The following is a 16,669-nucleotide window of genomic DNA, read 5'->3' on the forward strand; positions in this document are numbered from 1 at the left end:
GTCTTGAAGTCGCTTGGGTATTTTAAGCCGTTAGCACAAAAGCATTTTTAATGTTTCTATGAGGCTATCCTGCTCAAAATCACCCTTGGCGATATAAGCATCCGCACCGACCTGGATCCCGCGACGGCGATCTTCTTCTTTGGCTCGTGATGTCACGATAATAATAGGAATATGTTGGTAATTTTCTTCGGCTCGCAGCGCTTTGGTAAGCGAGAAACCGTCCATCACCGGCATTTCGACATCCGTCAGCACCGCGTCAAACTGCGTCAGACGCGCTTTTTGTAGGCCCGAGTAACCATCTTCGGCAAGCGTCACCTGGTAGCCGTGGGCTTCGAGCACATTCTTTTCTATTTCACGAGTGTTCATTGAATCGTCGACGATCAGCACATGCCACGCGTTCGGCCTGACTTCTGGTTTCGCCGCGCTGATCCGCGATTGCCCGCGTTTTTGCGCCATCTCCATCAGCACCGGAACTTGCAGAATACTCACCAGTTGGTTATCCGGCGAAAGCACCATGCCGGAGACTAACGCTTGCTGCTGCATATGTTTCGGCAGCGGCTTAATCATCATGTTGCGTTCGTCGAGCAGGTTATCCACCCGCATTGCCATCTTGCCAAACTGGTTCTGAATCACGATAAGCAACAAGCTGCTCGCAACGGCCGTCGTCTGGCTGCAAGGTCTGTCAGGGATCCGCAGCAACTCGGCGGCAGAAATCACCGGGATAAATTCGTTATGCAGAATAATGGCCGGGCAGCCGGCAATATCGCGAATGTCATCGCGGGAATATTTCACCACTTCAACGACATACTGCGCGGCAAGGCCAAACAGATGGTTCTGTTGTTCGAATTGCAAAATGCGCATCATCGCCAGCGAAATAGGCAAACGGATAATAAAGGTGGTACCCAATCCTGCGCGGCTGTGAACCTGCAAAGTCCCTTGCAGATCCGAGACAATGGTCTTGCGCACGATATCCAGCCCGACACCGCGACCGGATAATTCGGTCACAATCTTGCTGGTTGAAAAACCAGGATGGAAAATAAGCTCGTTGCACTCCTGCTCGGAGAGCTGATCGGCGACCGCAGCGTCCACCAATCCCCGCGCCACCGCTTTGGCACGAATGCCCGGATAATCCAGACCACGGCCATCATCTTCCACGCGCAGCAATATTCCGCGCCCATCTTGTTGGGTGGACAGCGTTATCGTCCCGCGCGCCGATTTCCCCGCCGCAAGCCGTTCCGCGACGTCGCCAATGCCATGATCGACTGCGTTACGCAGCAGATGAGTCAGGGGTTCTGACAGACGATCGATTAATTGCCTGTCGATTTCGATTTCCCCTCCCAAAATACGGCAATCCACCTGCTTATTGAGCGAGGCGGCCAGATCGCGAACCTGCATCGAAACGGGCTCGAACAGCATGGATACCGGCAGCATGCGGATGGTGGTCGCCACGTCATACAGCTCAAACATCTGCAAATGTTGAACCTGAAAATCGTCTTTTAATTTGCGACCCAACTGCACAATCTGCTGACGGAGCTGCCCGGAATCTATTTTTGCCAGGCGCGGCCCCAGGTTCGCCAGGCTTTGAACCTGCTGCTCCAGGCGGTCATGCGTGGCGACGACTTCACCCAAAATGTTAATCAGGTCATCGAGTTTTTCGAGTTTGACCCGCACCGAACTCGCCTGTTTTAACCCGATATCCACGCTGTCGAGGTTCAGCGCGCTCACGGGGATTTCCACCTGTGGCGGCGTGCCTTCCCCGGCGCTGCTGTCCATGTCGCCACGGCTGGCGCGGGCCAGTCGCTCGCACAAGGCTTCATCCGCTGGAGGCAGTTGGTTGTGACCGTCAGTCGCCAACAGCTGTGCCAGCTGGTCCGAAATATAATCACAAGCCTGGAGAATCAACGTGCCAAGGTTTTGGTCAGGTGCGAGCTTTTTATCGCGCAGCTCGCTTAATATCTCTTCAAGCTGATGGGTGACATCGGCGATGCTTTGCAGCTTCAGCATCCGCGCGCCCCCTTTCAGGGTGTGTGCTGCACGAAACATCTCGCCGATTTGTGTGTCCGTACTTTCACCGGACGAGAGCAAAAACGCCCCTTCTTTCACGGTCTGCAAATGGCCATTTGCTTCATCAATAAAGCGCAGCACAAATTTTTTAAGATCAATAGCCATACGTTTCTCTACAGCCCATCCTGATGGGTGAACTGCGCCAACTGATGTTCACAAAGAAAACGAAACGAATTACTCGGAAATGAGAGTGGCAGCCGCAGTGCGCTGGCGTTGCTGGTGCTGTTCATTTCTGCGTTGAGTAATTGCAGCGTGATGCGGTAGGTACGCAGTGCCGGGCGATATAGCTCGCTTTGGCGATACATTTCCGCCAGATAGTAATGCGCAGGCCAGTAGCCAGGCTGTTGATAAACAACCTGTTTAAACCAGGCGATCGCCTGCTGCGTGTGGTGCTGCCACATCATCGCCAACCCAAGGAGCATTTTCGCTTCCGCAGACCATTCATCCAGCTCCAGCACGTGTTGTGCGCTTTGCGCGGTTTGCTCGAACTCGCATTTCTCCAGCGCAATCACACCTTTGATAACCAGCGCTTCCTGATGATGAATATCGCAATCCAGAACTTTGGTTATCCACTCTTCAGCTTGCGCAAAGCGTTTTTCAGACACGCAGTCGAGCGCCTTGTTAATCCAGCTTCCGCACTGTTGCGTGGAGAGAATCGGAGCGGCGACACAAGGTTCCGCGCTGGATTGTAGACTGGCCGTGGCAACCGGAGCGCGTGACGTTTTCGGTTGGCAGAAGTAAAAAAGGCCATGTTCCTGCTTGAGTTTCAGGATGCCAAAGTTATTCGCCAGCGTTTCCGCATTGCCGAAGAACAACGCGCCATCGGGTTCCAGCATGTTCAACAAATTGAAGTGCAGCAGACGCCGTGTGTCGTCATCAAAGTAAATGGAGACATTGCGCAGCAAAATGATGTCGAACTTCGGTTGCAGGTGCTCTTTGACAATGTTTGAGCGGTGGAACGTCACTTTATTGCGGATCACGTCATGCAACTGAAACTGGTTGCCATTGCGCGTGAACCAGGTTTGCTGCAAAAGAGGATCAACACCGCGAAACGAATAGCTGGAATAGTTCGCGGTGCGCGCTTTATCGAGAATTTTTGTGTCGATATCGCAACCGTGAATCTCTACGCGAGCAGCAAACTGCTCGTGGTATCTCTGGTGGAGTTTGATGGCCAGGGAGTAAGCTTCTTCACCGGATGAACAGCCCGCGCTTAAAATGCGCACCGGGCCGTCGCGCCGTTCAAGCATCTTAGGCACCAACTTGTCACAGACAAAATCCAGCACTTCCGGCTCACGGAAAAAGTAGGTTTCGTTAATCGTCAGCAGGCTGAGGAGCTTGTCGAACTCGGTGGTCGAAACGCAGAGCACTTCATAGTATTTTTCGCTGCTCTCTTTCCCGCGCTCGCCCATTCGCTGCAATAAAGCCGTATTGAGCAACCCTTCCATGCCGTTAAAAAAATGCAGACCGACTCTGTCTTTGATCAGATTTTTGAAGTCCGCAATATTGGGGATCATGGCAATTTGCCCTCGAATTTCCCGTAATGAGCCATCGCCAGCAATGCGCCAGCCAGCTTGTCCAGCGGCAGAATTTTGTGGATGACGTTTTTATCGATGGCAAATTTATTCATGCCGAACACCACAGACGTGGCTTCATCCTGAGCGAACGTTCTGCCACCTTTTTGAAAGATGGCATCGATGCCACGGCACCCGTCGCTGCCCATACCGGTCATGATGAGTCCAACCGATTTTTCGCCATACACTTCCGCCACCGACTCCAGCAGCAAGTTACAGCTCGGGTGATAGACATCGCTTTCCTGGCGAGGAATGGCGGCTAACCGATGGTGTTTTTTCACGACCAGATGGTGCTCCGGCGGCAGGACATACACGCGCCCTGCCGTCAAAATGTCATTCTCCTGGGCAAGGCGCACGTCAAGTTCGGTGATGCGGTCCAGCCACTGCACCATGCTTTTCGCAAAGCCGTCTGCAATATGCTGGGCAATAAGAATCGGACAAGGGAAAACCGCAGGCAGCGCCTGCAGTAGTTTGCTCAGTGCCTGTGGCCCGCCCGTTGAACAGGCGATCGCCAAAACGTAGGGCCACTCACGATCGAGGGCTACGGCATTTTCTTGAACAGGAAAAATCCTTGGTGACGCGGTTAACGTGTTCCGCAACCCCTGGATATGGCGAATCACTTTAACACCGACCAAAATTTCAACCTGCCGATGTAAGTCCCTGACAGCATTTGCCGATGCACCCTGATTAGGAACCACCGCGAGTGCGCCATGTGCAATAAACTCCATATCCCACTGTGAATCGGGGAAATAGCGCATCACCAGAATGGGGATAGCACAGGTCGCCATAATCGTTTCAATGGTGTCAACGTGACGACGATCGGGTTCACCCAGAGCCAAAATCAGCAGATCCGGAGCCATCTTTTGGATCAAGCTCACCGCCAACTCGCGATGTAGCGCCAGCCCGACAACTTCAATATTTTTATTGTTCTCAAGCTGCAGGATCAATTCATCCAGCGACGAGTTGCCATGATTGACAATCAGCACACGAATTTTAGGCCTGTTCATCAGGATTATCCGTCAACTTGAATGACTGAGAAGCCTGGTTCAGCTCCTGGGAAAGCTGAGTCATATCCTGGCTGATAGACAGAATGTCATTAATGGATTGCGAGGTATAATTACTGGCAACTACGATTTCTCGAAGCGCCATAACAACTTGATTACTTGCGGTTTTCTGCTGCTGTGTCGACAGAGAGATTTGCATCGCAGCCGTAGAGGTTTGCCCTGCATGAGCCACAATATCGTGTAAACGATCGGCACTAATTTTACAGGCCGTCGTACCGGCTTTGATGCTGTTACTGCCTTTTTCCGCATTGAGAACCAGTCGATTAATGGCGTTCTGAATTTCGCTGATTTTATTCTCAATCTCATAAGTCGATTCAGTCACCGAATCGGCCAGACGGCGAATTTCGGCTGCAACCACGGAGAAGCGCTTACCTGATTCACCGGCGCTGGAAGCCTCAAGTGCGGCATTGAACGCGATGAGTTTAGTTTGATCCGCAACGCTATTGATAATGACCATTACACGGCTGATTTCTTTAGACTTATTACCGAGCTTCATGATCTCATGCATACTTTGCTGGTTGTCGCTGTCGATATCCGCCATGCGATTGAGCAACTCGGCCATCGACTCAGAACCGTTGTTACAGTCATCAAGCGTGACATTGGCGATATCTACCACCGCACGAGAATGTTCTGCAATCTGCGTTGAAGAGGCGGAAAGCTCTTCCATGGTCGACGTAATTTCAGCCACCGAGGATGACGTTTGCACACTGGTAGAGGCCTGGCCGTCGACCGCTTCGGTAATTTTTAAAGCCGCCTTATGCACATGTTTCGCGTGGGAAACCACATCTCCAACCAGCGAATGTAATGAATATCGCATCTTTTCATTGGCGAGAAGCAGGTCACCAATTTCATCATTATGGTCAACGTGAATATCCGCCGTGAGATCGCCCTGAGCAATAGATTGCGAAATTTTAAGCACGTTATTTAGACGGTCTGAAATCAGGAAACGGCTAGCGATCGCAATTAACAGCAGAATAATTGGCATCAATATCACACTGAAAACCAACAGCGCATTACGAACAAGAATGCTACTTCTGGCGACATCATCGACATAACACGTGGTACCAATTATCCAGTTGATGCCGTCAATGTGCTCAAATACCGTTAGTTTTTTACGCGGTGCCGCGCCATAGGTATTGACCGTATCGTAATAAATGGTTCCCGCTTTACGCGCCAGCATATCGCCAAAATATTTAAAGCCATGGGCATCGGTAGTATTTTGCACCTGCTGATTAGCCAATGTCGGGTGCGCAATCATCATCCCTGGCATGAATCCGGCATCTAATACAAATGCAAAGCCATCATCGCCAATATGAACAGCCAGCAGTTGTTTAATCACGGGTTGCAAAGCGAGTTTGACATCAAAACCGATCGCTACAGCGCCCACGACCTGACCATATTTATCTGCAATAGGTTCGTAGTGGCTTATAAATTGTTTGCCATACAACACCACGACACCCGAATAAGGTTTATTTTTTATCAGCTCGGCCATCGCGGGGTTGTCATGGCTCAAGACCGTTGATGTCGCCATTCTGCCTTCACTGCCCTGCAAGGACGTGTTGACGCGAACAAACTCCTCGCCCTGACGTACAAATGTTGAGGTGAAAATGGTGGTTAATTCGCTAAATTTAATATTGGTATGCCCATCACTTAATAACGCTTTTAATTCTTCTGCATCCATAGTGCGTAGCGGTTTGGAACTGACGTTCTGATAATTGTTAATATAAATATTGCTATAACGTTCAGCGTCGCCCATCAACCTTTTATATTCGGTGTTGATATCGTTGTGGAAGATGCGCGTATTGGCCGCAATGGATTCCAACGCATTGTTTTGCAACTGCGTGGATAAATAGGAGGAAAGTATAAAAGATGCGCCGATCAACAGTATTGAAATAAAAAATACCAGCACCAGCCCCAGCTTCATGGCGACACCAACATGAAACGTACGCAACCATGCTTTCAGACCACGATCCGCATTATTTGAATATTCAACTTCGCCATGGCGATTGAATTTAAAAAAGTTACTCATGGGTTTCCAATTTTATGTTGATGTAAATTTATTAACATACCCGAGCAGCTTCAAGGGCGATGGGTATCGAGTGACAATAGCGGTACAGGCTTACCAATGTGATAACCCTGAAGCCAATCCACGTTCATTCTTTCCAGGCAACGTTGAATATTTTCATTTTCAACATACTCAGCCACCACCTGCATATTTTTCATTTTTGCCACATGGCAAAAAGACTCCACAATGTAGTGGCTGACTTCACTCTCGGTAATTTCACGAATAAACGAACCGTCTATTTTCAAAATATCTGCACTGACATCGCGTAATCGGGCATGGCTGGAAAAACCGGTGCCAAAGTCATCAATCGCCACCCGACAGCCGAGGCTTTTGAGCGCGCGCACCGTGTTCTGCGACTGTTCGGTATCGGATAGCGCGTCAGCTTCGGTTATCTCAAAGATGATCCGATGCGGATCGACGCCAAACTGGGTTAGCAGTAACTGAACGTCGTGAACAAAACTGGCACGACACACCGTGACCGGAGCCAGGTTAATGGAGAAGCAGCGATCCGGGTGCTGCTGCATGGTTTTTAGCGTATTTCTGATCACCCAAAAATCGATGTCCGGTGCCAGTCCTGCTTCGGTCGCCACAGGCAAAAACCTGTCCGGCGGAATAAAGCGCCCTTCTTCATCCAGCATACGCAGCAGGATCTCGTGATAGCGTTCTTCCCCACGCGTGCTGACAATGGGTTGCGCCATTAACACGAATGCATCGTTATCCAGTGTCTTCTGAAGCACCGTGCGAATGTCCGTTCGCCCCACGATATAGCTTTCCAGAATGCGGCTGGACTGCGCTTCGAGGTTTTCAGGTTTGCCATTAACCAGCGACAGTCCCGACACAATTCCCAGCTTACCGGTCAGGCTGTAAACGTCATTACAGAACTGCGTTGCCCGGCAATAACCGAGCCCACTGCGAAAACCAAGCTGCTGATTGTTATGTGAATAACGAAACGTATTGGCTGATTTATACAGCAGGCTGAGTCTTCCCCAACTCGGTTCGTTGAGTTTAAGCAGCAGACCATAACCCGCGTGGTAATAAATTTTTTCTTCGCCCTTCAGTTGGTTACGCAGAAATTCAGCAAGCTTTTTTTGGTATCTCGCCCGAAAGTGCAAACCGTAACGGCGTGAGAACAGCTCCATTTCTGGCACCTGAATCAGGCAAACCGTGGAGTGTGGCGACGCTTTGATATCCGCCTTCAACGCGCGAAGGTTCGGCATGTTGGTCATCGGGTCGGTTAACCCCATATCCAACAGTTGCTCAAAACGTAACTTATTGAATCTGGACAATACCCCCATGATGACGATGGTCAGCGTAAAGACAAAAATAGCCGTAGATACCAGCACCTGGTGCAGCATGTAATCATCGTTCAGGGTGATATAGTTTTCGTTATTCTTGCCCAACACGATAAGCATCACCGTCCAGAACGGGACGGTGAAGATATAGCCGATACGAACCGCGCTCCAGAGCATCAACGGGAAGATAAGAATCAGGCTGTAGAAAGTAAAAAAGACGTTATTTTTTAATGGCATGTTGAGACAGACCATTAAAATAAGCAGCGATGCGGCCCAGGCAAGAAAACGGGTGTAACCTACGTTTTCAGAGAACTGCGCCGCGATAGACTTCAGGCACACCGCTGCATATTTCGGGCTGCAGATAACCCTTAACACGGTATAAAACAAGGGAATGCCCGTGACACAACCGTTCATCACGCCCTGGATTCTGACCAGCGTCTGCGCGTTAAAAACATGTTCAAACACCATCCCTGGATAAAGATGCGTCCGGGTAACCAGGAAAATCACCTCCCTGAAACCGGTATAGAGCAACGCATTACACAAGCACAGCCAGATGATTCTTTGGGTGGTCAGCGTGATGCAACCAAAGCTTGATGGGCTACGCCAACCGGTGCTTTTGGCATAGATTGCGTAGCTAATCAGCGCTGCGGCCAGATAGACGAGCAGTTCCCGGGTGTCAGTGAGTGGGCGGAATAACACAGAGCAAACAATGAGTAGAATCAGGCCGGGGATGGCCCGATAGCCGAACAGCACCAACACCGCGGAGATGGCGGCTAATTCCAGGTCATAGACCACCAGAACTCGCCCATCGGCAATAATATGGCTGCTGAGCAGCTGCGCTAGTGCGTAAAGCAGGCAAGGGAGAATTAACGGTAAACCCCACCGTTTATTGGTATGCGCTGTACTATCGCTCGCTATAGAGTCCAAGAATTTAACCCGTTTTGTATGCTTCAGTGTGCTATTTATGTGATGTGGAGAGTGTATTTCTTGTTGGATAAAATCTTGCAGATGACATAATTAAATAAAAAAAATACCGTAATAAATTAACATCCACGATAAAAACAAAGTGGACACTCATACTTTTACATTAGCCTGAGCACAAACAAATCATTAACAATCATCATTGGTTATTTTTAATATTTTATGGTGACCTGATAACGAGTAAAAACCACAGTCATTGTTTAATCATTTTTAATTGTATGCAGTTTCCGCTCAAAAAAGAACAGCCACTTATAGGTAAAAATGGACATTTTCACCGTGTGATTTTTATAATAAATCCACACAAAATTAAAATGCAACACACTGAAAAATAAAGAAATAATAAAGACAACCAATAACCAATAATTCTTTTATTTTGATTATTGAAGGACAAAGACACATCGTGCTTAAGATGTTTATTTAATGGCAACACTAAAGAGAATCAATCAACACTACAATTAGCGTTTAATATACATACTTTATGATTGACTTGCCCCCCTCCGTTATCTATAGTCCCGCCGCGTGTTTTTACCTTTATTTATTCACTCAGCAATTATGTAACATAACGGTTCATTATTGTTGACGCGACGTCTGACTCTCTTCATAAAAAAATCACATAAAAGCAACAGCCAGACAATAAATAGTATTGAGTTAATTGAGAACTTTAATTCATATACCCTAAATAATTCGAGTTGCAGGAAGGCGGCAAGAGAAAGAATCCCGATGAGCTTACTCCAGTAAGTGATTCGGGTGATTGAACGCAGCCAACGCACATGCAGCTTGAAGTATGACGGGTATGAGTCATTTTTTAGGAAACTGACAATCCGTGGCTAAAAGTTTTTTGTCGCTGAAAAGCGTAAAAGGTTGGCACCATTCTATTGCAGGGAAAATTACCCAATTTTTGCTGGTGGGTATCCTTATTGCGTTTGGTGCAGGCGCCTGTGCCGGTTGGGGGCTGATTGACAGCTTCTCTTACCAGCAATGGGTCCACCAGGCTGAAGCGAATGCTCAGATAATGACGTACATCGTGCGTAACGTTTATACCAATGTCGCAGTAGGAACCAGTTCAACCGGGCAAATTACGCGGATTGTTTCTGAACACAAATTGGGTGATGCGGATTCCGTCATTCAAACCGGTTATAACCCTGTCGATGTGCTGGCGCTGGCTTCGGTACAAACCCGTAACCCGACCTGGCTTTTCCTTTATACGCCTGAAGTCGGCTTTCTGGGCATTAGCAACAGCTCCGAATCCCAGGAAGCGAAGATCACCTTCAAAGGACACCGTGCCACCGATGTCCTGGCGAATGACTACATCGGTTTTGCTTCCATCGATGGCAAAGAGTGCTTTATCAGCGCCGTCCCAATTCTCACGCCTTCCGGCGAAATCCTGGGCAGTTTGGTCAGCAGTATTGGCAATAAAAGCCAGCTGTATGCGGCTTATGACGCAATGCTGAAGAAAACCCTGGTTATCCTGGCGCTGATTTTACTGGGGACGTTGGCACTGGTGACCTTGTTTATGCGTCGACTTTTCCGCCCCGTCCCGCTGCTGATTAACTCTTTGACGCGCATTGCTCATGAGCAGACCGATCACATTACCCCTTATTTAGATCAAGATGACGAAATCGGCAGATTAGCGGCAGCCATTGAAAAACTCCGTATTGCGATGGTGGAACGTGATTACCTGCAACGCATGCAGGATATGTCGCAAAAAATGGAATACATGGCGCACCATGACTCGCTGACGGGCTTCCCGAACCGTGCTTCCTTTAGTCAGGCGCTGGATAAATGTATCCGTGAAATGAGTCAGAACGGGCAGTTATTCAATCTGCTGCTGATTGACCTCGATAACTTTAAACCGGTGAATGACACCTTCGGCCACTCTGCCGGGGATGAAGTCCTTATCGGCGTTGCACAGCGCCTGTCCCTGCTGTTAGGCCCTATGGATTTTGCCGCGCGCTTAGGCGGTGATGAATTTGCCATTTTGCAGTACGTGAAGTCAGACAATTGCCAGGAAGCCGGGGCGCTGTCGCAGAAAATTGTACGGGCATTGAGTATTCCATTTACCTACGGCACAAATTCCTTTGCCATTAGTTGTAGCGTCGGAATTGTCACCGCTCCGTCTCAGGGGATGAGTGCGACGACGCTGATGATTAACGCCGACCTCGCCTTGTATGCCTCAAAACATAGCGGACGTGGCTGCTACCACTTCTTTGAAGACGGTATGATGATGAAGCACACCAACAGCGTGTTTGTGAATCAGGAAATCATCAACGGTATTGATAACAATGAGTTCGTGCTGCACTACCAGCCGATTATCGATCTGGAAAGTGAAACGGTTTGTGGTTATGAATCTCTGATCCGCTGGAACCATCCGACCAAGGGTCTTATTTATCCTGACTACTTTATTAATATTGCCGAAGAGTCAGGTCTGATTATCCGTCTGGGTGAGTGGATTATCCGCGAATCCTGTCGAGCCGCCGCTAAGTGGCCAGAATCAATTAAAGTTGCGGTTAACATTTCGGCTTATCAATTACATAGCCCAGGTTTGATTGATATTATTGTTGATGCTCTGAAGCAAAGCGGTCTGGCAGCAAATCGTCTGGAAATTGAAGTGACTGAATCGGAAAAACTCGAACAGTCAATTGCGCTACCAGTATTCAAGAAAATACATAAGATGGGTATTTCCATTGCCATGGATGACCTTGGCACCGGATATGCGGCGCTGGATTACCTGCTTATTTATCCGTTTACGCGCATTAAAATTGCCCGCACGCTGATTATGAAACTGGAGCAAGAGAGTGCCAGCCAATATCTGGTGGTGATGCTGATTCAATTTGCCAGGAAATATGGCATGAGCGTGACAGCTGAAGGGGTGGAGACCGAGCAACAACGTTCGATTTTACGCCGTATTTCTTGCCAGAATGTCCAGGGCTACTATTACAGCCGACCGTTGCCAGAAAAAGATCTCGAGCCGACGTTTGGTAATAAAGTTATCGACGGGGAGGTTTGCGATGCGCTGTAAATCAATCTGTTATCAATTAATCTCACTATTGATGCTGATAGGGTTTAGCACCACAGCGTGCTATGCACACGGCGCGCATAGCAAGAAAACCCTTGAGAGGATCGCTGAGACGAAGACCATTACCCTCGGTTATCAGGATGATGCCTTCCCGTTTTCCTATATCGAGTCTCAAAAACCGGCGGGCTATACCATCGATATTTGTAATAAAATCGTGGATGACATTAAAGCTAAACTGAAGATAAAAGATCTTAACGTTCGTTGGATCAAAAGCAGCACGGCCTCACAGTTTGTTTTAATTAAAAACCATGCCACAGACATGATGTGCATCCCTGCTTTTTACTCGGAATTACGTCATCAGCAAGCGGAGTTCACCCTTCCCTTCTTTTTCTCAAGCACTCGGTTTATTACACGTAAAAACAACAGTACTAACACCATTAAAGAGTTAGCAGGCCATAGTGTGTTAGTGAAAAGTGGCACCATTTATGTTGAACAATTGCATCAACTGAATAAAACAAACGATCTCAACCTCAATATAGAGCTCGATAATAGTAATAACGCCGCCTTCCACAGCATACAAACGGGGGAATTACCGGCCCTTATTTCCAGTTACGTGCTGCTTAAAGGAATGATCGCGCTCTCTCCAGACCCTGAAGACTTTGAAATATCGAATGAGGTTTTTAGCCAACCGATTCCTGCCGGGCTGCTTTTGCCATTGGATGATCCCGAGTTTAAACGCGTCGTCGACGATTCAATGAGTAAGATCCTCACCAGCAAAGACTTTGCCAAACTTTATCAAAAGTGGTTCATGTCACCGATACCGCCGAAAGCCATCAATCTCAATATACCTATGTCGACTGCACTAAAAGCATTGATCGCAACAACATCAAACCATGCGAACGAAAATGAAAAATTTATTGAATAACAAGCTTAAACATCTGTTCAGCGTGTTGACGTTGCTGCCCCTGGCCTTGCTTTCTCGCCAGCTTTCAGCAGAACAGACCTCTGCGACTTTTGAGCATATTAAATCAACCCATACTCTTAATATCGGCTACCGTCAGCTCGCGCCATTCTCTTTTCGGGATAAAAGCGGCAAGGTCAACGGTTACACTATTTCGCTATGTAATATGATTGCCGATGAACTGCGGCTGTCTCTGGGCTTTAAACAGCTCGAGGTTCATTACATTCCCGTTCTGTTTACTGAGCGAGTTGCCGCACTTAACAGCAGCAGAATAGATTTAGATTGCAGCGTGAATACCGATACCCCGGAAAGGAGAAATAGCGTCTCTTTTTCGACAGATTACTTTGCCTCCACTATGCGAATCATTTCGTTGCGCCAAAATAATATCCATACGCTTGAAGATTTAAGAGGGCGTACCGTGAGTGTTCCTCGCGGCTCTAAAGACTTATTGGAACTTAACCGCTTAAATCGTGAAAAACATCTGAGCCTTTCAATTATTACGTCAGATACATCGGAAGATGCTTTCGAAATGATGGCGCAAAAACGCACGGCTGCATTAATTCTGGATGATATATTGGCCTATCCCCTCATCAATCAGAGCGAGGATCCTGAAGCGTTCACCATTTTGCATGAAGATGTGGGTGAGAAAATGAAGTACGCCATTATGATGAGAAAACAGGATCCGTTATTTGTGGCGTTTGTTGATAAAACCCTGGAGCATATTTTCGAGTCCCCCCTCCATGCTCAGATGACCAACAAGTGGCTGTCACAGAAAGTCGTCATTAAAAACAAACAGAAAGATTAAACAGTTAGATGACAATGTTCTTTCCCAGGACAAGCAAGCACAGCGCCAGAAGACTATCAACGAACCTTATATTATCTGGGGGGCTGTTGTTATTATTCCTGGGGAACTCGTTACGTGCCGCCTGGGACTTTACCACTATTCAACAACGCGCCGACCAGCTATATGGCCCTGCCAGTCCTGATGCAAAAAAACGTATTGATGCCTGGCAGCAACTGCTTTTGCAGCAGCGAAATCAAAGTGAATCTGAACAATTAAACGCGGTTAATCTTTTTTTTAACCAACAGCTGCACTACCGCGAAGATAGCGAAATCTGGAATACCATTGATTATTGGGCAACACCGCTGGAATCACTCCGTAAAGGGGAAGCGGATTGTGAAGATTATGCGCTCGCTAAATATTTCACATTACGCCATTTAGGTATTTCAGGGGAAAAACTGCGAATTACCTACGTTAAAGCCATTCGGCTTAATCGCGCGCATATGGTTTTAACCTGGTATGAAACACCTGATGCGATTCCGGTGGTCCTGGACAGTTTGACAGACAAACTCTTACCCGCAACAAAACGCTCAGATTTATTACCGGTTTACTCTTTTAATGATAGTGGGCTGTGGTTACCAGGCAGTCAAAATAATAAACGTGTCGGGGATAGTAAGCACCTTTCTCGCTGGCAAGATGTATTAAAAAAAATGCGGGAAGAAGGATTCCCGATTGATGAATAGGATGAGCCTGTGTCACTTTTCAAACAGCTTCTGATAGCGATCTTTCTTTTTATGCTGATTATTTTCAGCGGCAGTTTTATGGTTAATCTCGACAGTTCGCGGGATCAGTACACGAATCAGCTGCTATCACATGCTCAGGATGCCGCAACCGCATTAGGTCTGTCGCTGACACCCCATGTTGACGATCCGGCGATGATTGAGCTGATGGTCAGCTCGATTTTTGATAGCGGCTATTACAATTCGATCCGCATTGTTGATCAAAGTAGCGGTAAATCCCTTTTTGAGCGCAGCGCCCCGACGTCAATCCCGGATGTTCCTCATTGGTTCATAAGTCTGGTCGATGTGAAGCCACAAGCCGGTGAAGCGACGATTATGCGCGGCTGGCAGCAAGCGGCGCGCGTCGAAGTGGTCAGCAACCCGGTGTTTGCAATAAAACGTTTATGGGACAGCACGCTGGCGAATTTGCTGTGGATGCTGGCGTGCAGCGCCGTGTGTATTCTGGCGGGTGCCATGTTGTTACGCCGCCAGTTACGCCCGCTCAACTATATGGTTAAGCAGTCGCAAGCGATTACCCGACGCGAATATCTGACGCAACTCGATTTGCCGAAAACCCCTGAGTTACGCCGCGTCGTCGAAGCCATGAACCTGATGGTCACCAAGCTCAAATCGCTGTTTGAGGATCAGGCAGAACACAGCGAACGTTTGCACAATGAAGCCTATCTTGATAGCCAAACCGGTATTGCTAACCGCCGCGCATTCGATATGCAAATGCAGTCCCGATTAAGCGATGAAGAGACCGCTCCCGGTTATTTGCTGTTGCTGCGTATTCAGGATCTCAGTGGCCTGAACCAACGTTTTGGCGGCCCGCATACCGATAATCTGCTCAAACATGTCGCTGACATGATGAGCGTGGTGAAAAGCCAACATGCCAAGGCAGACAGTATTCTGGCGCGTATCCGTGGGGGTGAATTCGCCCTGCTTTGCCCAGGCGTCACGCACGGTGAAATGGTTAATCTGCAACACTCGCTGACACAGCAGCTTTCCGCGTTTTATGCGACGGGCATGTCAGATATCGACCCTGTCGCCCATACCGGGATGGTGCCCTTTAATTCCGGTGATACACCGCAATCGCTGCTCGTCCAGGCGGATCGCGTGTTAGTGGAAAACGAAACACGTACCACTCATCAGACTAACGATTTACCCGTCCCCGACAGCGCGGCGACTGAAGATCAGCATTTATGGTTCACCCGTCTTGATAATGCCTTGAGCAACGTGCAGTTCCAGTTATTCTTCCAGCCCGTGGTGGATTGCAAAAATCCGAAAAACATTATTCATTACAAAGTGTTGTCACGCATGCTGGATGAAGAGGGCAATAGCATTACCGCGGGCCGTTTCCTGCCGTGGATCCATAGATTTGGCTGGGGCCACCGCCTGGATCAGGTGATGTTAGGTCTGACATTGAAGCAGTTGAAAAGCTATTCGGGGCACCTTGCGCTGAGTTTGTCGGGCAGTTCTCTGACCAATGAAACCACCATTAAGCAATTGCTCAGTCCGTTGAAGCACCATCCCCAGCTTGCCAGTCGTTTAATTCTGGAGCTGGATGAGAACCAGATGCCGAAGCCAGAACTGATGGAAGTGTTTGTGAAAATGCTCAATCAACACCGCTGTGGTTTAGGTCTGCAACACTTTGGTAGCCGCTTCGATATGATTGGCCACTTCTCGCAGTGGGGACTGGCGTACCTGAAAATAGATTCCAGCTACATCCGTCATATTGATATCGAGAATGATAAGCGGCTGTTTATTGATGTGCTGCACAGCGCGACCCACAACATTGATTTGCCATTGATTGCCGAACGCGTGGAAACCGCTGGTGAATTGCGTGTTCTGCAAGAAGTGGGGATTTATGGGGCGATGGGGCAGTTACTGGGGGAACCGGCACCGTTCTGAGGGGGTCAGGGGGGAACCTATAAATCCCGAGGTTTTCTGTTCAGCTTTTGTCCTCGAAATAGCATGACAAATGCAAATAGCCTAAATAGTTCGAGTTGCATCAAGGCGGCAAGTGAGTAAATCCCCGGGAGCTTACATCAGTAAGTGACCGGGGTTTGCGAGCGCAGCCAACGCAGAGGCAGCT

At 48.4% G+C, this 16,669-nt stretch carries 10 protein-coding genes; 5 read left to right on the forward strand and 5 right to left on the reverse strand.

All coding sequences use genetic code 11. The features are described from left to right. Positions 1-30: 30 nt before the first annotated feature. The 5 genes from BSPA111_RS07325 to BSPA111_RS07345 are packed head-to-tail and all read right to left on the reverse strand — an operon-like array spanning position 31 to position 8,983. The gene (locus BSPA111_RS07325) at positions 31-2,169 is read right to left on the reverse strand and encodes a response regulator (protein ID WP_183270513.1); all 2,139 of its coding nucleotides are present in this window, start codon (positions 2,167-2,169) and stop codon (positions 31-33) included. An 8-nt stretch (positions 2,170-2,177) separates the two neighbouring features. Continuing rightward, a complete protein-coding gene (locus BSPA111_RS07330; RefSeq protein ID WP_183270514.1) occupies positions 2,178-3,578 on the reverse strand; it encodes a protein-glutamate O-methyltransferase CheR in 1,401 nt (466 codons plus the stop codon). Beyond that, complete coding sequence (locus BSPA111_RS07335; protein WP_183270515.1) at positions 3,575-4,642, reverse strand: chemotaxis protein CheB; 1,068 nt, start codon at positions 4,640-4,642, stop codon at positions 3,575-3,577. Before BSPA111_RS07335 ends, BSPA111_RS07330 begins: the two co-directional genes overlap by 4 nt. Continuing rightward, positions 4,629-6,728, reverse strand: coding sequence for a methyl-accepting chemotaxis protein (locus BSPA111_RS07340; protein WP_221200563.1), 2,100 nt, complete (start codon positions 6,726-6,728; stop codon positions 4,629-4,631). The genes BSPA111_RS07335 and BSPA111_RS07340 overlap by 14 nt, the downstream gene beginning before the upstream one ends. Before the next feature lie 50 nt (positions 6,729-6,778). Continuing rightward, complete coding sequence (locus BSPA111_RS07345) at positions 6,779-8,983, reverse strand: EAL domain-containing protein (protein WP_183270516.1); 2,205 nt, start codon at positions 8,981-8,983, stop codon at positions 6,779-6,781. Between the two features lie 877 nt (positions 8,984-9,860). Here BSPA111_RS07345 and BSPA111_RS07350 point away from each other — a divergent pair. From BSPA111_RS07350 to lapD, 5 genes are all read left to right on the forward strand, one after another. Further along, the gene (locus tag BSPA111_RS07350) at positions 9,861-12,056 is read left to right on the forward strand and encodes a bifunctional diguanylate cyclase/phosphodiesterase (protein WP_183270517.1); all 2,196 of its coding nucleotides are present in this window, start codon (positions 9,861-9,863) and stop codon (positions 12,054-12,056) included. After that, positions 12,046-12,978 (forward strand): amino acid ABC transporter substrate-binding protein, encoded by a 933-nt coding sequence (locus BSPA111_RS07355; protein ID WP_183270518.1) that lies wholly within the window; start codon positions 12,046-12,048, stop codon positions 12,976-12,978. The genes BSPA111_RS07350 and BSPA111_RS07355 overlap by 11 nt, the downstream gene beginning before the upstream one ends. Continuing rightward, complete coding sequence (locus BSPA111_RS07360) at positions 12,959-13,819, forward strand: transporter substrate-binding domain-containing protein (RefSeq protein ID WP_183270519.1); 861 nt, start codon at positions 12,959-12,961, stop codon at positions 13,817-13,819. Before BSPA111_RS07355 ends, BSPA111_RS07360 begins: the two co-directional genes overlap by 20 nt. 86 nt (positions 13,820-13,905) lie before the next feature. Beyond that, positions 13,906-14,538, forward strand: a complete 633-nt coding sequence (lapG, locus tag BSPA111_RS07365) for a cysteine protease LapG (RefSeq protein ID WP_255459249.1) — start codon at positions 13,906-13,908, stop codon at positions 14,536-14,538. Between the two features lie 9 nt (positions 14,539-14,547). Continuing rightward, positions 14,548-16,485, forward strand: a complete 1,938-nt coding sequence (gene lapD / locus BSPA111_RS07370; protein WP_183270520.1) for a cyclic di-GMP receptor LapD — start codon at positions 14,548-14,550, stop codon at positions 16,483-16,485. The last annotated feature ends 184 nt before the right edge of the window (positions 16,486-16,669 follow it).

The organism is Buttiauxella sp. A111, from assembly GCF_014189855.1.
In the GTDB taxonomy this organism is placed as follows: Bacteria; Pseudomonadota; Gammaproteobacteria; order Enterobacterales; family Enterobacteriaceae; genus Buttiauxella; species Buttiauxella selenatireducens.

Coding starts and splice junctions, on each gene's coding strand:
- BSPA111_RS07325 (WP_183270513.1), bottom strand. CDS start 2,169: ATGGCTATTGATCTTAAAAAATTTGTGCTGCGCTTTATTGATGAAGCA.
- BSPA111_RS07330 (WP_183270514.1), bottom strand. CDS start 3,578: ATGATCCCCAATATTGCGGACTTCAAAAATCTGATCAAAGACAGAGTC.
- BSPA111_RS07335 (WP_183270515.1), bottom strand. CDS start 4,642: ATGAACAGGCCTAAAATTCGTGTGCTGATTGTCAATCATGGCAACTCG.
- BSPA111_RS07340 (WP_221200563.1), bottom strand. CDS start 6,728: ATGAGTAACTTTTTTAAATTCAATCGCCATGGCGAAGTTGAATATTCA.
- BSPA111_RS07355 (WP_183270518.1), top strand. CDS start 12,046: ATGCGCTGTAAATCAATCTGTTATCAATTAATCTCACTATTGATGCTG.
- BSPA111_RS07360 (WP_183270519.1), top strand. CDS start 12,959: ATGAAAAATTTATTGAATAACAAGCTTAAACATCTGTTCAGCGTGTTG.